This window comes from Serratia sp. NGAS9, from assembly GCF_009905295.1.
GTDB classification, from domain to species: Bacteria; Pseudomonadota; Gammaproteobacteria; order Enterobacterales; family Enterobacteriaceae; genus Serratia; species Serratia bockelmannii.
Map to the genome: position 1 here is coordinate 3,355,423 of NZ_CP047605.1, position 25,286 is coordinate 3,380,708.

General features: G+C 63.8%; 25 protein-coding genes. 4 read left to right on the forward strand and 21 right to left on the reverse strand.

Features of this window, described 5'->3' with window-relative positions:
• Positions 1–250: 250 nt before the first annotated feature.
• Complete coding sequence (locus tag GUC32_RS16005) at positions 251–2,164, forward strand: sigma-54-dependent Fis family transcriptional regulator (protein ID WP_142590240.1); 1,914 nt, start codon at positions 251–253, stop codon at positions 2,162–2,164.
• Positions 2,165–2,248: 84 nt separating this feature from the next.
• Here GUC32_RS16005 and GUC32_RS16010 read toward each other — a convergent pair whose 3' ends face one another.
• From GUC32_RS16010 to GUC32_RS16035, 6 genes are read right to left on the reverse strand one after another with little or no spacing between them, the layout of a single operon-like run.
• Complete coding sequence (locus GUC32_RS16010) at positions 2,249–3,361, reverse strand: alkylhydroperoxidase domain protein (protein ID WP_142590239.1); 1,113 nt, start codon at positions 3,359–3,361, stop codon at positions 2,249–2,251.
• Positions 3,358–4,401: a putative FMN-dependent luciferase-like monooxygenase gene (locus GUC32_RS16015; RefSeq protein WP_142590238.1), complete on the reverse strand. Its 1,044-nt coding sequence runs from the start codon at positions 4,399–4,401 to the stop codon at positions 3,358–3,360. Before GUC32_RS16015 ends, GUC32_RS16010 begins: the two co-directional genes overlap by 4 nt.
• Complete coding sequence (locus GUC32_RS16020) at positions 4,398–6,056, reverse strand: ABC transporter ATP-binding protein (protein WP_049295943.1); 1,659 nt, start codon at positions 6,054–6,056, stop codon at positions 4,398–4,400. Before GUC32_RS16020 ends, GUC32_RS16015 begins: the two co-directional genes overlap by 4 nt.
• Positions 6,053–6,943, reverse strand: coding sequence for an ABC transporter permease (locus GUC32_RS16025; protein WP_043143166.1), 891 nt, complete (start codon positions 6,941–6,943; stop codon positions 6,053–6,055). The genes GUC32_RS16020 and GUC32_RS16025 overlap by 4 nt, the downstream gene beginning before the upstream one ends.
• A complete protein-coding gene (locus GUC32_RS16030; protein ID WP_142590237.1) occupies positions 6,940–7,884 on the reverse strand; it encodes an ABC transporter permease in 945 nt (314 codons plus the stop codon). The genes GUC32_RS16025 and GUC32_RS16030 overlap by 4 nt, the downstream gene beginning before the upstream one ends.
• A gap of 9 nt (positions 7,885–7,893) precedes the next feature.
• Entirely contained in the window at positions 7,894–9,519 is a 1,626-nt protein-coding gene (locus GUC32_RS16035) for a TIGR04028 family ABC transporter substrate-binding protein (protein ID WP_369435317.1), read from the reverse strand.
• Between the two features lie 175 nt (positions 9,520–9,694).
• On the opposite strand from GUC32_RS16035, the gene GUC32_RS16040 reads away from it, so the two are divergent.
• Entirely contained in the window at positions 9,695–9,937 is a 243-nt protein-coding gene (locus tag GUC32_RS16040; RefSeq protein WP_025303447.1) for a hypothetical protein, read from the forward strand.
• A 15-nt stretch (positions 9,938–9,952) separates the two neighbouring features.
• Here GUC32_RS16040 and GUC32_RS16045 read toward each other — a convergent pair whose 3' ends face one another.
• A complete protein-coding gene (locus GUC32_RS16045; protein WP_049208723.1) occupies positions 9,953–10,582 on the reverse strand; it encodes an alanyl-tRNA synthetase in 630 nt (209 codons plus the stop codon).
• An 85-nt stretch (positions 10,583–10,667) separates the two neighbouring features.
• Here GUC32_RS16045 and GUC32_RS16050 point away from each other — a divergent pair, with 85 nt between their 5' ends.
• Positions 10,668–11,603: a LysR family transcriptional regulator gene (locus tag GUC32_RS16050; protein ID WP_049208721.1), complete on the forward strand. Its 936-nt coding sequence runs from the start codon at positions 10,668–10,670 to the stop codon at positions 11,601–11,603.
• On the opposite strand, the gene alkB is transcribed toward GUC32_RS16050, so the two are convergent.
• A complete protein-coding gene (gene alkB, locus GUC32_RS16055) occupies positions 11,586–12,233 on the reverse strand; it encodes a DNA oxidative demethylase AlkB (RefSeq protein ID WP_089196036.1) in 648 nt (215 codons plus the stop codon). The two genes, GUC32_RS16050 and alkB, sit on opposite strands and share 18 nt — an antisense overlap.
• 139 nt (positions 12,234–12,372) lie before the next feature.
• Here alkB and rarD point away from each other — a divergent pair, with 139 nt between their 5' ends.
• Positions 12,373–13,251, forward strand: coding sequence for an EamA family transporter RarD (gene rarD, locus GUC32_RS16060; RefSeq protein WP_369435318.1), 879 nt, complete (start codon positions 12,373–12,375; stop codon positions 13,249–13,251).
• A 1-nt stretch (position 13,252) separates the two neighbouring features.
• On the opposite strand, the gene dhbA is transcribed toward rarD, so the two are convergent.
• The 13 genes from dhbA to citC form a co-directional block, all read right to left on the reverse strand.
• Positions 13,253–14,011, reverse strand: coding sequence for a 2,3-dihydro-2,3-dihydroxybenzoate dehydrogenase (gene dhbA / locus GUC32_RS16065; protein ID WP_313257605.1), 759 nt, complete (start codon positions 14,009–14,011; stop codon positions 13,253–13,255).
• A 102-nt stretch (positions 14,012–14,113) separates the two neighbouring features.
• A complete protein-coding gene (locus GUC32_RS16070) occupies positions 14,114–15,304 on the reverse strand; it encodes an isochorismate synthase MenF (RefSeq protein ID WP_197825219.1) in 1,191 nt (396 codons plus the stop codon).
• A gap of 189 nt (positions 15,305–15,493) precedes the next feature.
• Positions 15,494–16,213: a 4'-phosphopantetheinyl transferase gene (locus GUC32_RS16075; RefSeq protein ID WP_043143153.1), complete on the reverse strand. Its 720-nt coding sequence runs from the start codon at positions 16,211–16,213 to the stop codon at positions 15,494–15,496.
• A 7-nt stretch (positions 16,214–16,220) separates the two neighbouring features.
• Entirely contained in the window at positions 16,221–16,592 is a 372-nt protein-coding gene (locus GUC32_RS16080; RefSeq protein WP_043143151.1) for a DUF86 domain-containing protein, read from the reverse strand.
• Positions 16,589–16,879 (reverse strand): nucleotidyltransferase family protein, encoded by a 291-nt coding sequence (locus GUC32_RS16085; RefSeq protein ID WP_049204986.1) that lies wholly within the window; start codon positions 16,877–16,879, stop codon positions 16,589–16,591. Before GUC32_RS16085 ends, GUC32_RS16080 begins: the two co-directional genes overlap by 4 nt.
• Positions 16,880–16,998: 119 nt before the next feature.
• Complete coding sequence (gene agp, locus GUC32_RS16090) at positions 16,999–18,228, reverse strand: bifunctional glucose-1-phosphatase/inositol phosphatase (RefSeq protein WP_369435319.1); 1,230 nt, start codon at positions 18,226–18,228, stop codon at positions 16,999–17,001.
• 146 nt (positions 18,229–18,374) lie between these two features.
• Positions 18,375–19,838, reverse strand: a complete 1,464-nt coding sequence (locus GUC32_RS16095; protein WP_004940821.1) for an anion permease — start codon at positions 19,836–19,838, stop codon at positions 18,375–18,377.
• 25 nt (positions 19,839–19,863) lie between these two features.
• Positions 19,864–20,748, reverse strand: a complete 885-nt coding sequence (gene citG, locus GUC32_RS16100) for a triphosphoribosyl-dephospho-CoA synthase CitG (protein ID WP_369435320.1) — start codon at positions 20,746–20,748, stop codon at positions 19,864–19,866.
• Positions 20,729–21,277: a citrate lyase holo-[acyl-carrier protein] synthase gene (gene citX, locus GUC32_RS16105; RefSeq protein WP_049204979.1), complete on the reverse strand. Its 549-nt coding sequence runs from the start codon at positions 21,275–21,277 to the stop codon at positions 20,729–20,731. The genes citG and citX overlap by 20 nt, the downstream gene beginning before the upstream one ends.
• A 3-nt stretch (positions 21,278–21,280) precedes the next feature.
• Positions 21,281–22,786 (reverse strand): citrate lyase subunit alpha, encoded by a 1,506-nt coding sequence (gene citF, locus GUC32_RS16110; RefSeq protein ID WP_004940815.1) that lies wholly within the window; start codon positions 22,784–22,786, stop codon positions 21,281–21,283.
• The gene (citE, locus tag GUC32_RS16115) at positions 22,786–23,706 is read right to left on the reverse strand and encodes a citrate (pro-3S)-lyase subunit beta (RefSeq protein WP_033651847.1); all 921 of its coding nucleotides are present in this window, start codon (positions 23,704–23,706) and stop codon (positions 22,786–22,788) included. Before citE ends, citF begins: the two co-directional genes overlap by 1 nt.
• Positions 23,690–23,998, reverse strand: coding sequence for a citrate lyase acyl carrier protein (gene citD, locus GUC32_RS16120; RefSeq protein ID WP_019452464.1), 309 nt, complete (start codon positions 23,996–23,998; stop codon positions 23,690–23,692). The genes citE and citD overlap by 17 nt, the downstream gene beginning before the upstream one ends.
• Entirely contained in the window at positions 23,998–25,068 is a 1,071-nt protein-coding gene (gene citC / locus GUC32_RS16125; protein WP_004940809.1) for a [citrate (pro-3S)-lyase] ligase, read from the reverse strand. Before citC ends, citD begins: the two co-directional genes overlap by 1 nt.
• Positions 25,069–25,286: the final 218 nt, after the last annotated feature.

The window sequence follows — 25,286 nt, forward strand, 5'->3', positions numbered from 1 at the left end:
AGTATTTATCGATAGAAAAACTTTGCTTGGTTATAAAAAGAAAAGCAGGATGCATGCCACATTGCAGATTTTAAAAAACCAATAAATATCAATATATTGATGAAATATCGACGTCAAAACACTGCTGCATTGGCAGCAGGCAGCGGCGGAAAGCTGTTGCCAATGCAGCACCGTGCGCCTTTTATCCTCTCGCGGCTGCCCATTGGCTGGGATAAGATTTTTTTCCCATCGTCGTAGACAGGAGACGCCCATGTACGATCCCCAACCGTTCGCCGCCGACAAGCCGGTGCTGATCGATCCGGCGTCGCTCGCTCTGCAAAGCGTGCTCGATCGGCTGGCTCCCACCGACGCCACCGTGCTGATCGTCGGTGAAACCGGCACCGGCAAAGAAGTGGTGGCGCGCTATCTGCACCACCACAGCGCGCGCCGCCATCAACCTTTCCTGGCGGTCAACTGCGGCGCGCTGACGGAAAGCCTGGCGGAAGCCGAACTGTTCGGCCATGAGAAAGGCGCCTTCACCGGCGCCGTCGGCACTCATCAGGGCTGGTTCGAAGCGGCGGAAGGCGGCACCCTGCTGCTGGACGAGATCGGCGAGTTGAACCTGTCGCTGCAGGTCAAGCTGCTGCGCGTGCTGCAGGAACGGGAGATCACCCGCGTCGGTTCGCGCAAACCGCTGAAGATCGATGTGCGGGTCATCGCCGCCACTCACGTCGATCTGGCCGGCGCGATTCGCCAACGGCGGTTCCGTGAAGATCTCTATTACCGCCTGAACGTGGCGGCGGTGACTTTACCGCCCTTGCGCCAGCGGCCGGAGGATATTCCGGTGCTGGCCAGACATTTTCTTGCGCTGTACGCCCGCCGTCTGGAACGGCCACTGCCGCGGTTGACGGCGGAAGCGCAGCAGGCGCTGCTGGACTACCCTTGGCCTGGCAACGTGCGCGAGCTGGAGAACACGCTGCATAATGCGGTCTTGCTGAGCCAGGAGGGGGCGATCGCACCGCAGCAACTGCAGCTCACCCATCGCCTGACGGATAACGACGGCAGCAGTGACGACGCCATCGACCGCTTTGTGCAGCGGCAGTTGCAAGGCGACAGCGCACAGCTTTACCAACGGGTGCTGGATGCGCTGGTGCGCAACGCCTTCGAAAGCAGCGGCGGCAACCAGCTGCAAGCGGCGGCGTTGCTTGGCGTCAGCCGCAATACCCTGCGCACCCATTTGGCACATCTTGGTCTGATCAAACCGCGCCGTCGCAGCGCCGGCGCACCCGCACATTCACCGGCCATCGCCGCAGCGTCTCTGCCCGAACGCGAACTGCGCATCGGCTATCAAAAGTTCGGCAACCTCGGGGTGCTCAAGGCGCGGCAAAGCCTGGAACAGCTCTTCGCCACACAGCGCATCAGCGTGTTGTGGAGCGAGTTTCCCGCCGGGCCGCAGCTGCTGCACGCGCTCGACGGCGATGAGATAGACTTCGGCACCACCGGCGAAGTGCCGCCGATCTTCGCCCAGGCACAGGGCAATGCGCTGGTGTACGTCGGTTTTGAGCCGCCTGCGCCGCAGAGCGTGGCGATGGTGGTGCCGCAAGACAGCCCAATACGCAGCGCCGCCGATCTGCGCGGCAAACGCATCGCGCTCAACAAAGGCTCCAACGTGCACTATTTATTGTTGCAGATGCTGGACGAACAGGGATTGACGTTGAACGACGTGCGTATCGTCTACGCGCCGCCGAAGTATCCGCTGTCGGCGACCGACCTGCAGGCGGTAGACGCCTGGATGATGTGGGATCCGCTGCTCAGCGACGCGCAGCGCAACGGGGAACTGCGCGTGATCGCCGACGGCACCCAGCGGGTGCTCAATCAGCAATTCTACCTGGCGCGCCGCGGCTTCGCCGAGCGTTCGGACGATCTGTTGCGGCCGCTGATGCAGGCGCTGCAGCACACCGGCCGCTACATCGCCGCGCAGCCGAGAGAAGCCGCTCGTCACCTTTCCAACGAACTGGGGCTGGCGAGCGCCTCACTGGAACTCGCGCTGTCGCGCCGCAGCCACGAGGTTCGCGCCATGGATTTACAGGTGATCCGCCAGCAGCAAAGCATCGCCGACCGCTTCTACGCCCTCGGGCTGCTGCCCAGAGCGATCGCCGTGCGCGAGGCGGTTTGGCCGATGTGATCCCCTGCCGAAAGCGCCAACGCCAGATGTCCGGTGGATTCCAGGTTGCAGCCGACAATGTCGCCACCTGAAAGATGGCAGGGATCAGAGATAAGGTTCGCCCAGCGTCAACATCAACCGGTTGGCCCAGGCAAAAAACGCCGTCGCCTGCACCAAATCCAACAGCGCCAGCTCATCCAGGCCCTGAGCGCGCAACGCCGTCAGCTGCCCGGCGTCGGCCTGCGGCGGCGTTGCGGATAGTGCGGCGGCAAAGGTTATCTGCGCTTGCCAGGCGTCATCCTGCCCCTGGCTCAACGCGCCGCCCGGCGCCACCGCCAGCAACCGATCTATCTCGGCTTCGCGCTTCGACAGCTGCGCCGCCTTGCGCGCATGCACCGAGGCACAGTAGATGCAGCCGTTCACCTTGCTGGCGACCGTTGCCGCCAGCTCGCGATCCTGCCGCGCCAACCCGCCGGAGGTATAAAAAATCGCCCGGTCCGCCAGCGTGCGTTGTTCCAGCACCGGATGGTTGCGCGCCAACAGGCGGAAGTAATCGGAATCGGCGTGGCCAAACCGCTCTAGCAACGCCCGGCCGGCGTCATCGAATTCCGCCAACGGTTTGGCGGCGATCCACGGCTCCCACCCCAGTTCTTGCCGGGTAAACGCCGGCGGCGCGTGACGGCCGCCTCGCGTCGTGCGCTCCGTACGCCAGCGGCCGGCCGTTACCGGCTGATGCGCCGCAGCGTCGTCCGTCTTGCCGCCCAACAGCCGGTAGCCCCGCAGCAAGCGGCTTTGGAAACTGACAAAGGCGATTAACTGCGACAATGTGACGATGGCGTCCAGCGACCAGCCGGCCTGCCGCAGCGCCTGCAAGTGCTGGGCGTTGGCGTTGGCCGGTTGAAACGCCAAACGTTCTGCATGCGCCAACGCCACCGGCAGCCGCTCGTCTTCCGGCGCGTCGCCCTGACGTTCCAGCAGAGCAGCGTAGTGCGCGGCCAAGCGCGGCTCGCCGTGCCATTCACTGATGCGCTGAGCCAAGCGCAGCCGCTGCGCCAGCGGAAAATCGCCGGCGTCCGCAGGCGCAAACAGCGCCAGATAGCTGGACTGAACGGCATCGGTCGCCGCCTGACGGGTGGCTCTGGCCTGCGCCAGCGTGGAATCCGGCGCAATCTCGGCCAGTTCGGCCAGCAGATCGACCTGGTGCGATAATGTCGTCATAGCTTTTCCTCAACGTGATATTCATAAGCAGCGGCAGGCGTGCCGCGCCGCCAGCCCAGTTCAGGGGCCACGTGGCGGGCGATAAGATCGATAGAACGCAGAATATGGGCGTGCGGTGGATCGATAGAGTGCACCTGAAACGCCAGATCGGTGACGCGCGCCAGCGCGCTGTCCCGTTGCAGCGAGGCTATCACCTGATCTGGCGTGCCCAAGTGCACGTCGAAAGCGCGGATCAGGCCGTCGAGCGACGTATCGGCCAACCGGTGGCCGCTGGCGCGCATACGCTCCAGCCCACGGCTCAACCCGGCCGTGGCGAAGTCGCGCGCCTGCTGGCCGTTCTCGCTGACAAACGCGGTGCGCGACCCCATGATGCGCGGTGCCACCCCTGGCGGCAGCGCCGCCAGATAAGCGTCAATGATCGGATTCTGCAGTTCGTCCAGCGGCAGGTCAGGCGCGTCCGCGGGGCGCGGCTGCGTGCGCGACAGCATCAGGCCGTCACCGGCGCGGCCGGCCCGTCCCCCCCCTTCCACCGAGAACGTGGCCTGCCAGACACGTTGCGCCAGCTGCGGCGCCGCCGGGTACAGCCGGTTGTCTTCGCCGCCCAACGCCTCTGCGCGCCAGGCACTCAGCAACGTGCGCAAATTCTCGGCGAATGCCGTGTTGCGCTGACCGGCGTCGAGACCGAAAGCGGCGAAAGAAGACGGCGTGCCGCCGCCGGCCACGCCCACCTCCAGTCTGCCGTCGGACAACAGATCCAGCACCGCAGTGTCTTCCGCCACCCGCAGCGCCGACTCCATCGGCAAAGTGATCACCCCGGTGCCCAGCCGGATACGGCGGGTGCGTGCCGCCGCCTGCGCCAAAAACACCAGCGGTGATGGCAGACCGCCCTCATCAGCATGAAAGTGGTGCTGCGCCACCCAAGCGGTGTTGAACCCGGCTCGTTCGGCGTGCACGATCTGTTCGATCGCCAGCCGGTAGCGCTCCTGTGCGCTGCCCTGATCCAGCAATCGGGTGAAGAAACCGAGTCTTTTTCCGCTCATATCGCCTCCTCGAATTTTGGCTGTCCGGCATGCGATGCGCGGCCGGGAATGGCGGCGATCAATTGACGGGTGTAATCGCTCCCCGGCATGGCGAACAGCTCGGCGGTGGCGCCGCCGTCCACCCGTTCACCGCGGTGCAATACCGAAACGCTGTGCGAAATCCGCCGCACCGTCGCCAGATCGTGAGAAATAAACAGGTAGGTCAGGTCCCGCTCCTGCTGCAACTCTTGCAACAAATGCAGGATCTGCGCCTGCACCGTGACGTCGAGCGCCGACGTGGCCTCATCCAATACCAATATTCGCGGTTGCAGCACCAGCGCGCGGGCAATCGCCACCCGCTGACGCTGGCCGCCGGACAACTCGTGCGGCCTGCGGTTCAGCAAATCGGGCGGCAGCGCAACCCGTTCGAACAGCTCACGCACCCGCCGATCGCGCTCCGGTTTGCCGATCGGCGCGAAATTCAGCAGCGGTTCTTCAATCACCCGATAGAGAGTCTGTTTGGGATCGAGCGAGCTGAACGGATTCTGATAAACCAGCTGAATGCGCTGCCGAAACTGACGCAGCGCTTCGCCCCTGAGACCGATAACGTTGACGCCGTCGATCAGGATCTGCCCGGCATCCGGCCGCTCGAAGCCCAGCAGGCAACGCGCCAGCGTGCTTTTGCCCGACCCGGACTCTCCTACCAACGCATGGGTGGTGCCGCGCGGCACGCTAAACGACACACTATCCAGCGCGCGGAACCCCTGGCCGCCGGACAGCCGAAAATCCTTCACCAGCGCCTGAACCACGATCGCCGGCGGCTGCCCGCTGCGTTTCGGCGGCGGCGCAACGGCGCCGCTCAATGAAGGCACATCGGCAAACAGTTTGCGGGTGTATGCGCTGGCAGGCGCGCGCAGCACCTCGGCGGTAGCCCCCTGTTCCTGCACCCGGCCGTGGCGGAACACCAGCAGTCGATCGGCGCGTTCCGCCGCCACGCCCAAATCGTGCGTCACCAGCAACACTGCAGTGCCAAATTCGCGCCGCAGCTCGTCGATCAGATCGAGAATGCGTTTTTGCACCGTCACGTCCAGCGCGCTGCTCGGTTCGTCGGCAATGATCAACGCCGGCTGCAGCGCAATAGCGATGGCGATCAATACCCGCTGCTTCATGCCGCCGGAAAGTTGATGCGGAAACTGGCGCGCCCGCAGTTCCGGGTGCGTCAGCCCGACGCGAGTCAACAGTTCCGTCACCCGCTGTTGTACCTGCGCGCGCGGCAACCGGCGGTGAATATTGACGATCTCCGCCACCTGCTCGCCGATGGTTTTTACCGGGTTGAGCGAGCTGGCGGGATCTTGCGGGATCAGGCTGATTTGCGCCCCTCTCACCGCATCCAGCCGCCGCGATGACCAGCCGGCGATATCGGTGCCGTGCAGCCGGATGGTGCCCTGTTCAAGGTGGCCGTTGTCGGCCAGCAAGCCGATGATCGCCTGCGCCGTGGTGGTTTTGCCGGAACCGGATTCGCCAACCAGCGCCACCACCTCGCCCGGCTCAATCGTGAACGACACCTCATGCACCACCCTTCGCCTGCCTTCGTTGCCCTCATAGGCGATGGAAACCTTGTCCAGCGCCAGTACCGGCGGCCGCGCCGCCCGTTGCCATGCCGCTTGCATGCTCATCGCGCTTTTCCTCCCAGCGAACGGCTGATGTGGTTAGCCGCCAACACTACCGCCACTACCACAATGCCCGGGAAGGTGGTCAGCCACCAGGCGGTGGAAATGTAGTTGCGCCCTTCGGCGATCAGTAGCCCCCATTCCGGGGTTGGCGGCGGAGTGCCGTAACCGAGGAAACTCAGGGTGGCGATCGCCAGGATCGCGCTGCCGAACTGCAGCGCCGAGAAGGCGATCACCGAAGTCAGCGAGTTCGGCAGGATATGCCGCCACAGCACCGCCCAAAAGCTACCGCCGCTGCCGTAGGCCGCTTCAACGTAATCGCTGTGCCGCACTCGCACCACTTCCGCCCGTGCCAGACGGGCAAAGTTGGCAACTGAAGTGACACCCACCGCGATGGCGGCGTTGACCGTACCGAAACCAAGCAGGATGATAATGCTCAGCGACAGCAGCAGGCCGGGGATCGACAACAGCACATCGACGACGCGCATCACCGCGTCGTCCGCCACGCCGCCCAACGCACCGGCGATCAGGCCGAGCGCGGTGCCGAACACCAACCCCAGCGCCACCGCCACTACCGCGCCGGCCAGGGTTTGAGACGCGCCGTACACCATGCGCGCATACAGGTCGCGTCCCAGTTGATCGGTGCCAAGCCAATGGTCACCGCCGGGCGCCAGCCGCTGCGCGCCGGCAATGCCTTCGGTGCCGCTGTAGGCGGTAAACAGCTGCGGCGCCAACGCCCACAGCACCACCAGCGCAATGACCGCCCAGGCCAGCAAAAGCGTCAGGGGGACACGGCGGCGGCTTGGACGACTGGCGGGCAGCGCGCCTTCACTTTCAGCGCCGGACAGATCGCGCTCAGGAACCGTGGCTTTTTCAAAGGAGATACTGCTCATAGGGATGCTCCTGCCTGGGTTTTCAGCCGCGGATCCAGCAGTGGGAACAGCAGATCCACCAGCAAATTGATGATGACGAAAGCGGTGGCCGAGATCAGCACTATCGCCTGCAGCACCGCCACGTCCTGGTTGACCACCGCTTGCTGGGTCAATTGCCCCAGGCCGCTGCGGCCAAACACGGTTTCGGTGATCAGCGCCCCGGCGATCAGTTCGCCGAACAGCATGCCGGCGATGGTCAGCGCCGGCAGCATGGCGTTGCGCGCCATATGCCGCCATAGCACCCCGCTGCGGCTGGCGCCCTTGGCCCGCGCCACCGCGACGAACGGCTGGGTTTGCACCGCATCGATGCTGCGGATCAGAATTTGCGCCAACGGCGCAGAGATCGGCAGCGCCAGCGTCGCGATCGGCAAAATCAACCCCTGCCACTCGCCGGGGTTAATGATCGGGATCAGCTTCAGGCGGAACGAAAAGAGCTGAATCAGCACAATGCCCAGCCAGAAGGTGGGCACTGAAACGAACAGCGACGGCAGCATCTGCAGCGCCGAACGCAGCCAGCCGAAGCCGGTCAGGTTGGAAGCAAAAGCGATAATCAGCGCCAGCAGCAACGCCACCGCAAAGCCCAGTACCGCCAACTGCAGCGTGGCGGGCAGATTAGCCGCCAGCAGCGCGGTAACCGGCACCCCGGCCTGCATTGAGAAGCCCAAATCGCCATGCAGCACGCTGCCCAGGGTATGCAGATACTGCCGCCACAAGGGGACATCCGCGCCATAGGCCGCGCGCATGTCGGCGATCTGCGCCGGGCTCAGCCCCATGTCCGGGTTCTGGAATTTGATCAGGATCGCATCGCCCGGCAGCACCTGCAGCAGGAGGAACGACAGGGTAAAGGCCGCCCACAGCACCAATGCCGCCTGCCCGATGCGCCCCGCCAGATATCGCTTCATTGCGCCCCCTTAATGTTTCTCTAACCAGGCGCCGTAGAAGCTCGGGCGGCCGACCGCTTCGAAGCTCACCCCCTTCAAATAAGGCGCGCCGGCGAACACCTGCGGCTCCTCAAAAAACGGGATCACGTAGGCCTGGTCAATCAGGTAGTTTTGCGCCTCACCGGCTGTCTGCAGGCGCTTTTGCGCGTCAACCTCGGAGGCAATGCCGAGCAGCAGGGCGTTCAGCTTGTCATCACTAAAATTGCTGTTGCTGCTGGTACCGCCCTTCTGCAGCAGCCCATCGCGATTGGTTGGATAAAACTGACTTTTGATCACATCCGGATCGGCGCGCCCCACCTCCACCACCGTCGCCGGGGTTTTCTGTGGGTCGAGATTATCCGCCACCCGGCTGCCGGCGTCGCCCGCCAGAATGTTCAGCCGCGCGCCGACCTTCACCCACTGCTGCGAAACCAGCTGCAACACCGCCTTGTTCTGCGGCTGCGGCAACGATTCATACACCGTCAGCACCAGCTTCTTGCCGTCCTTTTCCCGCAGCCCGTCGCCGCCCTTTTTCCAACCCGCTTCATCCAACAGCCGGTTAGCCTGCTGCGGGTCAAATTTCAGCTTGTCGGACAGATCGACAAAGCCGGCGGCCGAGGAGGCGATCACCGATTTGGCCTGCGGGTAGTTGGCGGAGAACAGCGTATCGACGATCTGTTTGCTGTCGGTGGCATGCAGCAGCGCCTGACGCACGCGCAGATCGGCCACCAGCGGGTTATCCGGCCGGAAAGCGATGCTGTCGTTGACGCCGCGCGTCGGTGCGGCATAAATGATAAAGCCCTGATCCTGCGTTTGCTTCTCGTCATAGGCCTGGATCTGGCGGATAAAATCCGCCTGCCCGGCCTGCAGCGCACCGATGCGCACGCTGTCCTCACCGGTGACGATCACCTTGATGCCGTCCAGATTGGCTCGCCCTTGTTGGGGCGATTTGGCCGGCCCCCAGTCATAATCCTTGCGGGCGCTGAGCTCGACCTCACGCCCCAGCGTTTCGCCGCTGACCACAAACGGACCGGAACCGATGATATGGCGCGCATCGCCCAGTTCGTCGTAGCTGCGGTTCAACGTGCCGAGCGATACCAGCCCGGAGCCAATAGTGGCGGTGCCCTGCAGGAAACCCGGCGACGACCGCGTGAAGTAGAATTTAACCGTCAGCGGATCCACCACTTCGCTGCGCTGGTAGTTATTGATTACCTCGGAAACCGGCAGGCGTTTCTCCTTGTTGCCCAGCCCGTAAGTGTCGAAGTTCTTCGCCACCGCGTTGGCGTCCAGTGGCGTGCCGTCGGAGAAAGTCACGCCGGGGCGCAGCTTGAAGGTATATTCGGTTTTGTCGGCGTTGCTGCTCCAGGACTCGGCGATCCAGGGTTCAATTTCCAGCGTCTTGGGGTTCTGGTAAGTCAGCTTATCGGTGATCTGATTGAGAATACCGCCGTTGGGGTAAAACCCACCGGAAGGCGGATAAAGATTGGTGTGCGCCTGCTGTTCGAGGTAGATCAGCGTGCCGCCCTGCACCGCCGCCAACGCCGGGCTCATCGCCGCCGCCCCTCCTAACGCCACCGCTATTCCACCGGTTAATGCCTTGAAAGAAAACTTAAACATTCGCGCCGCACCCATATTATTTCTGAAAGTTATGGGTTAGATAACAAACCAAATCGGCGGGGAATTGAACGAACTAATTTCGCTAACCAATGGTGTAAATCGCACAAGACGCGTCGCTTGGCGGCGAATGCATTTTGTTATAAAGTATCAAAACCTCAGCCAAAGGAAGACGACGATGAAAATCCAGCTGTCGCTGCTGTTTCTCAGCCTGTTGGCCGGCAAGGCCGCGGCGTTTCAGTCAAAAGTGCCCGAACCGCGCCCGGAACAGGCGCGCGCGGCGGAACAAAACATCGAAAATCTGTTTTACGGCTTTCACGCCATGGACGCCCAGCCGGTGAACATCGGCAGCTGCGCGGCAGTGCCGGTAGCGGGATGTCAATGCGCATTCTGCACCCAGCTGCGGCAGGCCGGGCGTTGAGCCGCTCTCCCTTATTCAACCCAGCTCATACTGCACATTCAACTGCCCTTTCTTCATCTTTATGCCGGTGATCGCGATCGCGCCCACCTCGCCCAGCGCGGCGACATGGGTGCCGCCACAGCCGTAGGCGGGCAGCTCGCCGAAACCGATCTGGCGCAAACCGTCCACCGCCTGCTGGCGGCGCGGTAAATCGGCGGCTATCAAGCGCGCCAGCTCCGCCTGCAAAAAGTCCGCTTCTATCGTCTGCGCATCCGATCCCGGCGCGAAAGTGATGCGCCCTTCCCCCGGCCAATGATGCGCCTTGACCGGCCGCCACCCCCGGGTTTCGCCCAGCCAGCCGATCAGATGCCCGCCGGAGTGCCAACGGGCGTGCAGCCGACGCTGCGCTTCATCGATTTGCATCGTGACCGGCCCGATCGGCAGCGGCGCGGCGGTAAAGTGCACCACGGAATCCCCCTGTTGCTGCACCCGTAGCACGGCGACGCCGTCTAACGCTCCCACATCGGACGGCTGGCCGCCGCCCTGCGGGTGGAACAGCGTGGCGTCCAGCTCCACGGCGTAAGCGCCCGCCTCGGCCGGCGCGCAGCTCAACACCCGTGCCTGGCCCTGTAAATCGTCGCTGTAGTAATAACGTCGTTCGGTCATCATTTTTCTCCTCGGTTCGAAGAGCCATTATATTCATGTCATAATCGGAGCATAATCAGCCGCCATCACAATGGACCTTTGCGTCATGAGCACAAATCTTTCTTACGCGCTGTTGCCCGAAATGGCCATTTTCGTTCAGGTGGTAGAGAGCGGCAGTTTTTCCGCCGCCGCCCGCAAGCTGGGCACTTCGCCTTCCGCCGTCAGCCGCAGCGTGGCGAAGCTCGAGCAGGCGCTGGCGCTGCAGCTGCTGCACCGCACCACCCGCAAACTGCGGCTGAGCGAAAGCGGCGAAGAGGCGTTTGCGCACTGCCGCACCCTGCTGGCGGCGGCCGACGCGGTCATGGCGATCGGCGGGCGCGGCGCCGTGGAGCCCGAAGGGCTGGTCAGCGTCAGCGTACCCAAAGCGGTGGGCCGCTTTGTGCTGCATCCGCACATGCCGGAGTTCCTGCGCCGCTACCCAAAGGTGGACGTGAGGCTGCGGCTGGAAGATCGCTACATGGATTTGATCGACGATCGGGTCGATCTGGCGCTGCGCATTACCGATCGCCCGTCGCCCGGGTTGATCGGCCGCCAGTTGATGAGAATAGACCATCTGCTGTGCGCCACGCCGCACTACCTGGCGCAGCACGGCACGCCGCAGCACCCGCACGATCTGGCGGCGCACAGCTGCATCTATCTGGGAGAGACGCCGAGCGATGCGCAATGGAAGTTCCGCCGCAGCGGCAAAACGGTGACGGTCAACGTGCGCGGTCGCTACGCCGCCAACCACACCGGCGTGCGGCTGGACGCGGTGAAACGGCATATCGGCATCGGCAGCCTGCCGTATTTTACCGCTCGCCAGGCGCTCGACGACGGCGAGATCGTGCAGGTGTTGCCGGAATGGGATTTCCTCAGCAGCTATCACGGCGGCCTGTGGTTGCTTTACGCGCCCAACCAGTATCTGCCGCCCAAACTGCGGGTGTTTATCGACTATCTCGTCGCCTGCCTGGCGCAGGAGCCGCCGTTAAAGCGCCTTGCGTAGCGTGATGTTGATGCGGTGCGGCCCCACCAGCGAGTGGTAGCCTTCCTTGACCGGCAGGATGCCGTGAAAACAGAGCCGCGATGGGCCGCCCCACACCACCACGTCGCCGTGCGCCAATGGGATGCGCCGCGCCCGGTCGCTGCGTTGCAGCCCGCCAAACTGAAATACCGCCGGCAGCCCGAGCGACACCGAGACGATCGGCGCACCGAAGTCGTGTTCGTCTTTATCCTGATGCAGCGACAGCTTGCTGCCCGGATCGTAACGGTTCATCAGGCAAGAGTCCGGCACGAAGGGGCCAAAGCCCGCCTGCCGCGCGGCTTCGTCCGCCAGCGCCATCAGGATGGGCGGAATGGCCGGCCAGCGTTTGCCGCTGCGCGCGTCGCGTTCCGAATAGCGGTAGCCGCGGCTGTCGCTGGTCCAGCCGTTGCCGCACCAGCTCATCGCCACCGACATCACGTGCCCGCCGGGAGTGGTTAAATGCCGCCACGGCACCTGGGCCACTACACCCTGCACCGCCGCCAGCAGCTCCGGCCCGTGATCGCGCACGAAGCCGTGCATCACCACCGCGCCGGGGGCGATCTCTTCGCGCCACGGCGGCGGCAGCGCGTCTTCAAAAAGATCGATTGTCATCGCCACAACCTGTATAAATACACAGTATTCATTGTAACCCGCCGCCGCCGATTGTCCAGCGCCCGGCAACGCCATTGTCGTTGGCGGCAAATTTCTCTACAGTAGCCGCCATAAAATCAATCACTCACCAGGAATGCGTGTGATTAAGGGCATCACTCTTTCGGTCGTCGCCTCCATCTTGTTCGGCGCGATGTATTACTTCACCTCTACCCTCACCCCGCTGAACGGCGAACAGGTCTACGGCTGGCGTACGCTGCTGACGCTGCCGTTCCTGACGCTGTTCATGGCGCTGTCCGGCGATTGGCGCAAAGTGGGCGACACGCTGGTCGGGATCGGCCAACGGCCGCGGCGCCTGCTGGGCCTGTTGCTCACCTCGGCATTGCTGGGGGTGCAGCTGTGGCTGTTCCTGTGGGCGCCACTGCACGGCAAGGCGCTCGACGTATCGCTCGGCTATTTTCTGCTGCCGCTGACCATGGTGCTGGCGGGCCGTTTGATCTACCGCGATCGGCTGTCGCTGCTGCAAACGCTGGCGGTGGCGTGCGCCATGGTGGGGGTAGGCAATGAGCTGTATCAGGCGGGCGGCGTCTCATGGCCGACGCTGGTGGTGGCGCTGGGCTATCCGCTCTACTTTATTTTGCGGCGGCGTTTCGGCACCGACAATCTCGGCGGGCTGTGGTGCGAACTGGCGCTGATGCTGCCGGCGGCGGCCTGGTTCGCCTTCGGCGACGGCGGCGCGGCGGCGCTGTCGATCAATGCCGAGCTGTATTGGCGCATTCCGCTGCTCGGCGTCATCAGCGCCGTGGCGCTGGTGTGTTACATCCTCGCCAGCCGCCTGCTGCCGTTCAGCCTGTTCGGCCTGCTGAGCTATGTGGAGCCGGTGCTGCTGGTGATCGTCGCGCTGCTGCTCGGCGAGAGCATCAGCCAAAGCGAATGGCCAACCTATCTGGCGATCTGGCTGGCGGTGCTGCTGCTGGCGGCGGAAGGCGCGCAGCACCTGCTGCGCCGCCAGCGGGTCTGACTCAGGCGGCCAGCGTCGCGCCGCCGTCGATCACGATGTCCTGCATGGTGATGTGGCTGGCCAGGTCGGAGGCCAGGAACAACACCGCGTTGGCAATCTCGTCCGGACGGGCGATTTTGCCCAGCGGGATCCCCAGCTTGAACATCTCGGGGAAGCCGGCGATGGTGCGTTGCTGCGCATCGTCGGTCTGCCACATGCCGCGCTGCATCGGCGTGTCGGTCGAGCCCGGCGACACCAGATTGCAGCGCACGCCGAACGGCGCCATTTCCAGCCCCACACAGTGGTTCAGGCTGGTCAGCGCCGCCTTGGAAGCGCAGTAGGCCGCCATCTGCGCGCGCGGTACGTGCGCGGCGTTGGAACCGATGCTGACGATCGCCCCGCTGCGCTGCGCCTTGAAGTGCGGCAGCACGGCGCGGAACAGGTAAAACGCCCCCGAGGCGTTGACGTTGATGCACTGATGCCAGTCATCCACGCTCAGATCTTCGGTATTGCCCATGCGCAGAATGCCGGCGGCGTTGACCAACACGTCCAGTCGCGGGTTCTCCGTCAGCTGTTGGCGGCACACCGCCTCCACCTGCTCCGGCCGGCTGATGTCCAGCGTCACGCAAGGGTAAGGCAGATCCGGATTGGCGAACTCGCGATCAAACCCCACCACCTCGGCGCCCTGCGTCAAAAAATGCCGGGCGATCTGCTCGCCGATGCCGCGCGCCGCGCCGGTCACCCACACGCGTTTGCCGGCGAAATCCATCTGAATGCTCATGCGCACACCGCCATCCGGGCGCACAGCCGGGTCATGTTGTTGTTCATCGTTGTCTCCTGCGAAAAGGATAGGATGCGGCGCGCGCTGCGCCGCAAAGAGGCCCTACAGCGCGCCGCTGTTCAGGCCGAAAGCGTTGAGCATGGTGCCCAGTTTGGCGGCGGTTTCCAGCCACTCGGACTGCGGCGTCGAGGCGGCGACGATACCCGCGCCGGCGAACAGCCGCACCCGGTTGCCGCGCAGCAGGCCGCTGCGGATGACGATCGCCCACTCGCCGTCGCCGTTGGCGTCGCACCAGCCGACGATGCCGCTGAACAGGCCGCGATCGTGCGGTTCCAGATCGGCGATCAGTTGGCGGGCGCTCTCGGTCGGGAAGCCGCACAGCGCCGGCGTCGGATGCAGCAGACAGGCCAGCTGCATCACGTTGATATTCGGGTTCAGCAGCTCGCCGCGAATGCGGGTGGACAAATGCCACATGGTGCCGGTACTGAGCAGCGACGGGCCGCTGGGCACGCTCAGGCTGGCGCACAGCGGCGCCAGGTGCCGACGGATGTCGTCGATCACCAGCTTGTGTTCGTATTTGTCTTTGGTCGAGCGCATCAGGCGCTCGCTGCCGAGGCGATCCTGCTGCGGATCGTCCTGACGGCGCGCCGAGCCCGCCAGCGGGTTGGTGTGGATCTCGCCGCCCTGCTTGCGGATCAGCAGCTCCGGGCTGGCGCCGATCAGCACGCCGCCATCGGCCAACGGCAGGGAAAAGTGATAACCGGTCGGGTTCTGCACCATCAGGTTATTGAGGATCTGGTGGCCCGCCACCGGCTGCTCCAGCTCGATGTCGAGGATGCGCGACAGCACCGCCTTGTCCAGCTTGCCTTGTTTAAAGCGGCTGACCGCTTCCGCCACCGCGTGCTTGAAGCGCGGCTCGTCCGGAATGCTGGTGCAGGCGGCCAGGCGATGCGGCTGTTGCAGCATCGGGCGCGCGGCGCGGGTAAAGCTGTCGTTGGCGACAAACTGGCAGTTTTCAGGCACGTACAGGCAGGAAGGCCGGCGCGTATCGAACGGAATGGCGCCCACCACCACCGGCGTCTCTTGGCCGGCGGCTTTGGCGCGCGCCAGCGCCTGGCGAATATGCTGCGCCAGCGCGCTGCCTTCCTGCTCGCCGCCGAACGCCGGCGTTTCGATACGCTCAAACACGCCGTCGGCGGAGAGGGACCGGAATTCGGACCGGTACAAAAAGGTCGATTGTTCGGCGTACACAAACCCGGGGAAGGTTTGGTTTTCTGTCGTCAGTGTCGCCACAAGACCACTCCTTTGTTGCGCCTTACCAATGATAATGTTTATGCGAATAATTATCATTAGCCATAAAAGGAGAATAAACTACACCGGAACCCCACCGTGGGTCAATCTCCGATGAATGAATCTTTCCGCCCGCCGCGGCACATCCGCGTTACGGCGCCGCAAGAAATAACACACTGTTATTATTATGTTTTAGCAAAAAATAAAAGTCGTGACATCGTCACCTTCACGCCAAAAACGCCCGTTAAACCGGCGGCCGGCGGGGCAATTTGGCGTCAAGGTCTTAAGCAACGCTAATACAAACGTCTGCCGCTGCGTATCCACGGCGACCATGCGCGCATCGAGAAAATCGAAGTAACAGCGCACCTGCGGATAAAGCGCCTTGAACAGGCTCTCTTTGGCGGAAAACGTTAGCGTCAGCAGTTCGTTGAACGGCAGCGCCTCGCGCAGTAACGCCTCGCGCTCCCCCGCCGAAACGATCGCCCCCCACAGCTCCTCCGCCCGCACGTCGGAGAGCAGCGTCTCCACATCCAGCCCAACGCCGCCCAGCCCGCGCTCAGGGTGTACGGCACACAGCGCGGTATGCGAATTATGGCTCAGCGCCCCGGCGATGCCCGGCGGCCACTGCGGCGCGCGATCTTCGCCGCGCGCCAGGGTGAAATCGGCAAAACCGAGCGGCGCCAACAGTTGCCGCGCCAGAACACGCCCGGCCAGATACTCCGCACGGCGTTTCGGCACCGCGCGCGCCAGGTGGTCCGGCAGCGCAAAGCCCGCCTCGGGAAAACTCTCGTCGCGATACTCCGCCAGCGCAAAATGGCAGCGCGCGACCTGGCCCGGATAGCCGTCCGGCGTGAAAAATTCGATATTGCGGATAAAAGTGGGGCTCCGGCAGGAACCAGAGTCACTGTCCAAAGAAAGCTTAATCACCGTCGTTTAACTTCTCAGCATCCTGGCGTACCGCCAACAGCTGTGTAAGCAGTTCCGGCAACGCCGTTTGCACCGTCGCCCAGACCACTTCAAGGTTGATATCAAAATAACCGTGCGCAATGCGATTACGCATGCCGCGCATGTTTCGCCAGGGGATTTCAGGATGGCGTTGCGTAAACGCGGGGCTGCCATCCATGATTTTCGTCACGGCTTCACCGATAATAATCAGGCTCATAATGACCGCCTGCTGAGTGCGTTTATCTTCGATAAAATCTGCCGCCGCCAAGCCATCAACGAAATCACAGGCATCCTGCGCCGCCTGTTGCATGTGGCTCAGATAATCGACCAACCGCGCATCTTTCATACCGGTTGGGCCTCCGCCAAAACCTGCTGACGAAAGGTCGGCGGCAAATCGAGCGGCGTCAGCAGATCCACCTGAATGCCCAGCAGCGCTTCCAGTTCCGACTGCAGCCCTCCCAGATCAAACAACGTGGCACCCGGCAACGCATCGACCAACAGATCCAAATCACTGCCCTCCCGATCGGTGCCATGCAGCACCGAGCCGAAAATCCGCGGATTGGCCGCAGGGAACAGCCCAACCGTTTTTCGGATCGCCTGGCGATGTTCTGCAAGAACAATGGATGGTCGCATGGTTTTCTCTCCCCGTTACACCTAACGAAATGCTAGGTGATCGGTTGAGGGGATTCAAGCACAATCCCCCGGCAGCCGCGCCTATGCCTCTCCCCCGCGATCGGAAGAGAGGCCGGGCATTACAAGATGCCTTTCATGGTCTTTTCGAAATCGCTCCAGGCACAGAAGCCGTCTTTGTCGATCGGGCAGCCTTTCAGCGCCAGCGTCACGCGCAGCGGCGGGGTTTGCAGCGTCAGCGGCGTCGCCTTGCGCAGCTGTTCGGTGGACTGATAGACGTACTCAATCTTCAGCAATTCACGGTCGTTCTGCGCGTCGCGCCAGCGCTGGAACACCAGTTTGCCGCCGATCGGCGTTTTCTCGTACTGCTGCGGCAGCTGATACGGCTGGAACTGCATGGCCGACAGCAGCGAGGCGATATTGGAGTCGTGGCCGACCAGCACCGTCAACTTCGGCGCGTCCGGTTTGCGCTCGCCCAGCAGCGCGTTGTTGATGTAGGTCAGCAGCGGTTTGGCGACGTTTTGCGCCACCACCGGCGAGGTGAACAGCGAATCCTGATAGCCGTCTTTCAACTGCGCCAGCTGCTGCCACTGATGCGGGGTGGCGATTTTGCCCCAGGCCACCTCTTTCATCGGGAAACCTTCGTAATACTGCAGCATAAAGGCGTCCACCAGCGAGTTGCCCACCCGCAGCGGGCCGGAGACGCCCGGCTCTTTGCCCGGCACCGCGCTCATCACGCTGGCTTCTTTGGTCAGGTCACAGTGTTTGTCGGTCTTGCAGGCGGCGGAATCCTTGTAGTCGATGATCTTCGCCAGCTGTTGGTAAGAGGCGTCCAGCTTCAGCGATCCCAGCGCTGCGTTCATCGCCGCCAGCGCCTGCTGGTTGAAGGCTTCGCTGGTGTCAGTGATGATCGGGTTGAAGGTCGGATCCATCTCGCCCATCTTGTCCTGATGATGCACGCTGACGTCGCAGCCAGGGAACGCACCGTTGCTGAAGAACTGCGCGGTGGCCACCGTGCGCTGCAGGCTGTTGGCGTAGACGTACACGCTGCCGGCGGTCGGGCAGCCCTCTTGCGGCAACAGGCCGGTCTGCTTCAGCCAGGCGTTGAAGTAGTGCCCCATATACACTTCCAGCACCCCGCCCTTGGTGGTCAGTTGGCCGCCCGGCGTTTCCCAGGCCGGCCAAGCCTTCGGCGTGGACTGCGCCAACACGCTGCCGTTGTTGGCCAGCGGCGCGCGCAGGTTATGGCGGCTCATCACCAGCACCTGTTCCAATTGATAACCGCCGGCGTCCGCCAGCGCGTTCCCGGTGAATAACAAAGGCAGGCACAGCAATAACGTTTTTTTTCTCATCCGCAGAGGCTCCCGGAAAATGATTATTTTTAAGGTGTTAGCGTTTGCCTGCGTATGATGGCGGGGTTAGTGTGACAAGTGTGTGACAGGGTTCACGGGAAAGGATCGTAACCGCGGCCACCGGGCGGTGGCCGCGTGGCTTCAACTCAGTACCACAGGCTCATGATCGGCCAGCCGATCAGCAGCAGCGCGGCGATGTACACCACGCCGAGAATGCCGCCCAGGCGCCAGTAGTCTTTCGATTTCACGTAGCCACAGCCGTAGATGATCACCCCCGGCCCGGTGGCGTACGGCGTCAGCACGCCCATGATACCGATCGACAGCACCAGCAGCATCGACAGCTGTTCCATCGGCACGCCCGGCAGCCCTTTGCCGACCGCTAGGATCACCGGCAGCATGGTGGCGGTATGCGCCGACAGGCTGGCGAACAGATAGTGGGCGAAGTAGAACACCAGCACCAGCGCCACCACCGTCATGTTCGGCGAGAAGCCGTCCAGGTGGGTGCTCATGGTCTGGGCGAACCAGTCGATAAAGCCGGAGCGCGTTAGGCCGTTGGCCATCACCACCAGCGTCGCCAGGTTAACCAGCGTGTTCCAGGCGCTGGAGTATTTGGTGATCTCTTTCCACGACACCACGTGCAGCGCCAGCATCAGCGACACCGCCAGCAGGCATACCGCGGTGGCGTCCAGCATTTTGCCGCCGAACACCCACAGACACAGGCTGAGCAGCACCAGGCCGATCAGGGTGTACTCCTTGCGCGTCAGCTTGCCCATTTCCCCCAGCGCGGTATCCGCCCAGGCGGCCACTTCGCTGCTGTGGGTCACGCCCGGTTTGTACAGGTAGTAGGAGATCAGCGGCGCGATGATCAGCAGCAGCAGGCCGACCGGCAGGAACGCCAGGAACCACTGCATCCAGCTGATGTGCACCCCGGCAATCTTGCCGACGAACTCGATGCCCAAAACGTTCGGCGCGGCGCCGGTGACGAACATCGAGGAGCTGATGCTGGTGCCGACCACCATCATCCACATCAGGTAACCGCCGATGCGGCGCGAGGAGGGGTCGTTAGGGAAAGAATCGAACAGCGGCGGCAGGTTTTTCACCACCGGGAACACCGTGCCGCCGGTGCGCGCGGTGTTGGACGGCGTGAACGGCGCCAGCAGGATATCGATGATCACCACCGCATAGCCCAGCGTCAGCGTGCGCTTGCCCATGAACTTCACCAGGAACAGCGCGATGCGCCGCCCCAGCCCGGTGGCCTCGTAGCCCAGCGCGAAGATAAAGGCGCCGAACACCAGCCAGACGGTGGTGCTGGAGAAGCCCGCCAGCCCCCATTTCAGCGCCTCTTTACCGGCCTTGAAGCCCGGCTCCGCCAGCTCCTGCGCGCCGAACAGCACCCAGTTGGCGCTGAGCACGCTGACGGTTACCGCGATAAAGCTGATGGCGGTGGCCGGGATCGGCTCCAGAATCATGCCGACGATCATCGCCACGAAGATGGCGAAGTAGTGCCACGCCTGCGGCGGCATGCCGTCGGGCACCGGTATCAATAACAGGATCGCGAGCACCGCCAGCGGCGCTATCGCTTTCCAGATCTTTTCCTGGGTTTGGGACATAGGGACTCTCCTGAAGGCTTGGTTATTATTCTTGGGCACCCAGCTGCGCCAGCAGCCAGGTCACTATCAACAAGTCGGCGCTGCCGCCGGGGCTGAGGTTGCGGGCAATGCAGTCGGCATCGAAGCGCCGCAGGCGCGCCAGGCCCGCTTCCCCCGCCGAGCCGCCCTGCGCCAGCAGCAAGGCCGCCCGGCGCCGCAGCCAGCGCAGCCCGTGCAGGCCGCCGCGCGAGGCGACGTTGGTGTCGTCGTTGTGGGCCATCAGCCACAGCAGGCTGTCCAGCAGCGCCCGCTGTTCGTCGCCACCGGCGGCCAGCCGTTGCCGATACAGCGGCAGCGCGCCGTCAAGCACCAACCGAAAACCGGACTCCGCCTCGCCGCGTGCGCCGCTCAGCCCGTGCGCGGCGAACAGCCGCTGGCCGGCGGTCTGCCCGGCGTTGTTGCGCCGCAGCTCACGCTCCACCAGCCCCCGACACATCGCCGCCACCTCGGCGCACAGCGCTTCTGCGCCGATGGCGCGGCCCTGCTGCTGCAGGCGGCCGAAGGCGGTGCACAGCAACCCGAGTGAGAACACGCTGCCCTTGTGGGTGTTAATGCCGCCGGTGGCGCGAAACATCTGGTTTTCGCAGGCCAGGCCAAGCGGCCGCAGCCGCGCCAGCTGCTGCTCTGCCGGCAAAGCCGCGTCTTCCCGTCCGCGTTGGATAAAGCGCGGCAGCCACACGCCGATGGCGCGGGCGCTGCGGTAGAAGTGCCCGAGATCCATGTCGCGGTGGGCGCCGGTATTATGGCGATCCACCAGCCCCGGTTTGGGCGTGAGGTTGACCTCCACCAGCAGCGCGCGGAAAGCGGCGCGGGCGAAGCCGCAGGCCGGCTCGGTGTGACGGGCGGGTGGATTAATCGGCAGAGATCGCATCGTTGAACATCCTTTCCATTTCATGCAGCAGCTGCTCGCTGCTGTGCCGCCGCTGGCGGGCGCAGATCTTGGCCGGTTGGCCGCACAGCAGGCAGCGCCGTTCCGGCAGGCCGATGTCGCGGCGCGACAAAATGCGCCCCTGCGTATCCAGCACGTCGATATCCCACAGCCGGCCGATCGGGCGGCTCACCTCCAGCTGCATGGCGCAGTCTTTCACCCGCTGGGCATCGGCGCGCAGAGCCACAAACCCTTCGCAACCGGTGGCGAGCGCCAGCGCCTCGGCCTGCGGGCTGGGCCAACCCTGTTCGGCGCACAGCCGCAGCAGCGCCGCCCACCCGAGGTTGAAGATGCCGCGCGTCAACGCGCTGTCCTTCACCGGGCCGGGCACCACCAGCGTCAGCACCAGCAGCGTGCACTCGTGCTGCGCCAGCCACGCCTGCTGGCGCGCTTGGCGGCATTCGCGGCTGGTGAGCAGCGCCGGCAGGCTGACCGCGCGTTCGGCGGCCAGTTGGGGATCGACGGCGGCCATCGCTTACTCCGCCACCTGATGCACCACGTCGATCACCGAACCATCGCGGTAGCGCACCACCGCCACCACCTTGTCGGTAAACGCGATCGGCTGCGGTTCGCCGGTCAGCTGCAGCGCGCGGGCGCGCAGCCAGTCGATGCTCACCACCTCGAGCCCGGCCTCGCGCAGGCGCTGCGCCAGCTCCGGCCGCGCCGGATTGACGGCGATGCCGTGGTCGGTCACCAGAATGTCGATGCTGGAGCCCGGCGTGACGCAGGTAGTCACCTGCTCCACCAGCGTCGGGATGCGCCCGCGCACCAACGGCGCAACGATGATCGCCAGCCGCGCGGCGGCGGCAGTGTCGCAGTGGCCGCCGGACGCGCCGCGCAGCACGCCGTCGGAGCCGGTCAGCACGTTAACGTTGAAGCCGGTGTCGATTTCCAGCGCGCTCAGCACCACCACGTCGAGCCGATCGACCGACGCGCCCTTGGAGCTGAAGTTGGCGTACTGGTTGGCGCTGATTTCGATATGGCGCGGGTTGCGCGCCAGCGAGGTCGCCGCCGCCCGATCGAAGCTCTGCACGTCCAGCAGCTTGCCGATCAACCCTTTCTCGTGCAGATCCACCATGGTCGAGGTGATGCCGCCGAGGGCGAACGCGGCGCGAATGCCGCGGGCGCGCATCTTGTCTTCCAGGAACCGGGTCACCGCCAGCGAGGCGCCGCCGGTGCCGGTTTGCAGCGAGAACCCTTCGGTGAAGTAGCCGGAGCCGGCGATCACCTCGGCGGCGCGGCGGGCGATCAGCAGCTCGCGCGGGTTCGAGGTCATGCGCGTGGCGTCGGCGCCGATCTTGTCGGCATCGCCCACCCGCTCCAGCTGCACGATCAGATCCACCCGATCTTGCGCCAGGCTGGCGGGATGATGCGGATACGGCACCAGTTGCTCGGTCAGCAGCACCACGGTGCCCGCCGCCTCGGCGTCCACCCGCGCATAGCCGAGCGAGCCGCAGCAGGCTTCACCGCTGTAGCCGTTGGCGTTGCCGAACTCATCGCAGGCCGGCACGCCGAGGAAGGCCACGTCTATCTTCAGCTCGCCGGATTCGATCAGGTTGACCCGGCCGCCGTGCGAGTGAATTTGCACCGGCTCCGCCAACAGGCCGCGCGAAACGGCGTCCGCCAACGGGCCGCGCAGCCCGGAGGTGTAAATGCGGCTCACCACGCCGTGGCGGATATGCTCAACCAGCGGCGCATGGCAGTCGGTCAGCGAGCTGGAGGCCAGCGTCAGGTTGCGGAACCCCATCGCCGCCAGCGTCTCCATCACCTGATTGAGGGTCAAATCGCCACCGCGAAACGCATGGTGGAAGGAGATGGTCATGCCGTCCTGCAGTCCGCTGCGGCGCACCGCTTCCTGCAAGGAGTCGCACAGCTTGAGATCGCGCGGTTTGCGCGCCTGCAGGTTGGCTTTGGACACGTCCTGATAGCCCGGCAGATCCGCCGGGTTGGCGAAGGTCATCAATCGTTGTTGGCGGTTCATCATGCTTCCTCCCCGTGCTGCGCCGGTTCTTCCCGCAAGCCGGACAGCGCGGCGCGCTCCAGCACCAGCCGGGCGCGTTCAATCACCGGGCTGTCGACCATTTTTCCGTTGAGCGACACCACGCCGCGCCCTTCCCGCTCCGCTGCTTCAGCGGCGTCCACCACCCGCTGCGCGTGCGCCACCTCTTTGGCGGTCGGCGCGTACAGGTTGTGCAGCAGCTCAATCTGGCGCGGGTTGATCAGCGATTTGCCGTCGAAGCCGAGCTGTTTGATCAGCGCCGCTTCCTGCAGGAAGCCGGCTTCGTTGTTGGCGTCGGAATAGACGGTGTCGAACGCCTGAATGCCGGCGGCGCGCGCCGCCTGCAGCAGCGAGCAGCGGGCGAACAGCAGCTCGATGCCCTCCGGCGAGCGTTCGGTGCGCAGGTTGCGCACATAGTCTTCCGCCCCCAGCGCGATGCCGATAAGGCGCGGCGAAGCGTGCGCGATCGCCACCGCGTGGGTGATGCCCTGCGCCGATTCGATCGCCGCCAGCAGCCCGGTGCTGCCGACCGGCCGGCCGCAGGCCGCTTCGATGGCGGCAATCTCGCGCTCCATGTCGACCACGTCCTGCGCGCTGTCGGTCTTCGGCAGGCGCACGATGTCCGCGCCGCCGCGTACCACGGCCTGCAGGTCCGCCAGGCCGTAGGCGGAGTCGAGCGCATTGACGCGCACGATGGTTTCCACCTCCTGATACAGCGGATGCTGCAGCGCGTGGTACACCAGCCGGCGCGCCGCGTCTTTTTCACGCAGGATCACCGAGTCTTCCAGATCGAACATCAGGGCGTCGGCCTGGTAGATAAAGGCGTTGCTGACCATCGCCGCGTTGGCGCCGGGAACGAACAGCATGCTGCGGCGCAGCCGGGTTTTATTCAGCGTTTTCATCTTTCGCCTCCCACGGCAGTTGGCCGCCCTCGCAGGCGCGCATCAGCGCGGTTTCCAGCCGGGCGCGCAGCACGCAGTCCAGCGCCCCCTTGTCGTCGACGATCACCTGCACCGGCTCCACCTCATAGCGCTGCAGCACCTCCAGCAGGGTGTGGCGGATCGCCGCGCCGAACTGTTTTTCCACGCTGCTGGCGATCAACAGATCGTGCTGCGGCCCCTCGGCGGGCGCGATGCGCACCATGACATCGCTGGATTCCAGCGTGCCGGCCATTGCTTCTCGGATAATTTTCATCATTCACCTGATTGTGCGGACTCAAAAGGATGCGGGGCCGCCTTGGCCCGGCGCTGCGTTTGCAGATCCTGCAGGTAGTACAGGGTGTCCGGCGGCACCAGCGGCGCGGCGGCGTGGAAGTCCCCCGCCGCCAGCAGCTTGCGCACCCAGGAGGCGGAGATCGCCGTGCCCTGATATTGCAAACGCTCGATTTCCACCAGCGCGATCGGCGGGCTGGGCAGCGCCGGCGTTTCCAGCCAGTAACGCATGTCGCGGTTGTATTTCGCGGTCACCGCGCAGAACGGCTCGTTGCCGACGAAGCGGTGGGTGATGCCCAGCGCGGGCGCCAGATACTGGCGGAAGATCTTCAGATCGATTTCGGTGTAACAGTCGTCGGCCACGCCCTGATCCTTGATGAAGTAACAGGGGAAGGTGGCGCGCGAGATCACGTACTGCGAGCCTTCGTGTACCGTGAGGTTGGGGATATCGGCGGTGCCGGCCAGCACCAGCCGGCGCCGGTCTTCATAGCTGAAGCGCGAGGTGTTTTCCTTTACCAGAAACAGGTGCAGCCAGTCGCAGCGCTTGGCCGCCTGACGCACCAGATACTGGTGCCCGCGGGTAAAGGGGTTGGCGTTCATCACGATGCTGCCGATGGTATCGCCCGGCCGGCGCTGGCTCGCCAGTTGGGCGGCGTAGCGCTTCAGGCGACACGGGCTGTTTTCCATCAGCACCACGATGCCCGGCACGGTGGCGATCGGGTAGAAACCGCACTGGCGGAACAGCGGCTCGTTCTGCACCTTGGTGTAGATAAACAGCTGAGTGTGATGGCGCTCGTAGGCCAGGTTCACCAGCTCGGTCGCCAGCGCCAGCGCCAACCCTTCGCCACGCATCAGCGGACTGATGGCGACGCATTTGATAATATTGTCGGCGATACCGCCGCAGGCGACCAATTTGTCGTGCTGGGTAACGGTAATAAATATTTCAACCGTGGTGTCGATATTCAGATCGTTACTGCGCAAGAAGGCGCTTATTTCCGAAATCGCTTTATGATCCGATCGCTTTACCCGATTAAATACAGCATCGCCTAACATAACACGCTCTCTGGGTTAACTGACAAACAACAAGTTAAATACAAAAAGGCATTTTAATTAACATCAACAAGGATAATTAAAACCTTAAAAACCATGGAGATAAACGCCGCTTCGCGTTCGATAAAGCAATGGTAAACAGAAAAAAAACGCCGATTATTGACCTATTTCACAAACCGTTCCCGGTTAATAAGTTATTTAATGTTCTTTATTTGCTTAAT

Coding starts and splice junctions, on each gene's coding strand:
- alkB (WP_089196036.1), bottom strand. CDS start 12,233: ATGACAATCGATCTTTTTGAAGACGCGCTGCCGCCGCCGTGGCGCGAA.
- GUC32_RS16050 (WP_049208721.1), top strand. CDS start 10,668: ATGAGCACAAATCTTTCTTACGCGCTGTTGCCCGAAATGGCCATTTTC.
- GUC32_RS16030 (WP_142590237.1), bottom strand. CDS start 7,884: ATGAAGCGATATCTGGCGGGGCGCATCGGGCAGGCGGCATTGGTGCTG.
- citE (WP_033651847.1), bottom strand. CDS start 23,706: ATGAAAACGCTGAATAAAACCCGGCTGCGCCGCAGCATGCTGTTCGTT.
- citX (WP_049204979.1), bottom strand. CDS start 21,277: ATGGCCGCCGTCGATCCCCAACTGGCCGCCGAACGCGCGGTCAGCCTG.
- GUC32_RS16025 (WP_043143166.1), bottom strand. CDS start 6,943: ATGAGCAGTATCTCCTTTGAAAAAGCCACGGTTCCTGAGCGCGATCTG.
- GUC32_RS16015 (WP_142590238.1), bottom strand. CDS start 4,401: ATGAGCGGAAAAAGACTCGGTTTCTTCACCCGATTGCTGGATCAGGGC.
- agp (WP_369435319.1), bottom strand. CDS start 18,228: ATGAGAAAAAAAACGTTATTGCTGTGCCTGCCTTTGTTATTCACCGGG.
- GUC32_RS16080 (WP_043143151.1), bottom strand. CDS start 16,592: ATGAAAGATGCGCGGTTGGTCGATTATCTGAGCCACATGCAACAGGCG.
- GUC32_RS16040 (WP_025303447.1), top strand. CDS start 9,695: ATGAAAATCCAGCTGTCGCTGCTGTTTCTCAGCCTGTTGGCCGGCAAG.
- GUC32_RS16005 (WP_142590240.1), top strand. CDS start 251: ATGTACGATCCCCAACCGTTCGCCGCCGACAAGCCGGTGCTGATCGAT.
- GUC32_RS16095 (WP_004940821.1), bottom strand. CDS start 19,838: ATGTCCCAAACCCAGGAAAAGATCTGGAAAGCGATAGCGCCGCTGGCG.
- GUC32_RS16010 (WP_142590239.1), bottom strand. CDS start 3,361: ATGACGACATTATCGCACCAGGTCGATCTGCTGGCCGAACTGGCCGAG.
- GUC32_RS16045 (WP_049208723.1), bottom strand. CDS start 10,582: ATGACCGAACGACGTTATTACTACAGCGACGATTTACAGGGCCAGGCA.
- GUC32_RS16035 (WP_369435317.1), bottom strand. CDS start 9,519: ATGTTTAAGTTTTCTTTCAAGGCATTAACCGGTGGAATAGCGGTGGCG.
- citD (WP_019452464.1), bottom strand. CDS start 23,998: ATGAAAATTATCCGAGAAGCAATGGCCGGCACGCTGGAATCCAGCGAT.
- citF (WP_004940815.1), bottom strand. CDS start 22,786: ATGAACCGCCAACAACGATTGATGACCTTCGCCAACCCGGCGGATCTG.
- GUC32_RS16085 (WP_049204986.1), bottom strand. CDS start 16,879: ATGCGACCATCCATTGTTCTTGCAGAACATCGCCAGGCGATCCGAAAA.
- GUC32_RS16020 (WP_049295943.1), bottom strand. CDS start 6,056: ATGAGCATGCAAGCGGCATGGCAACGGGCGGCGCGGCCGCCGGTACTG.
- citC (WP_004940809.1), bottom strand. CDS start 25,068: ATGTTAGGCGATGCTGTATTTAATCGGGTAAAGCGATCGGATCATAAA.
- citG (WP_369435320.1), bottom strand. CDS start 20,748: ATGCGATCTCTGCCGATTAATCCACCCGCCCGTCACACCGAGCCGGCC.
- dhbA (WP_313257605.1), bottom strand. CDS start 14,011: ATGAGCATTCAGATGGATTTCGCCGGCAAACGCGTGTGGGTGACCGGC.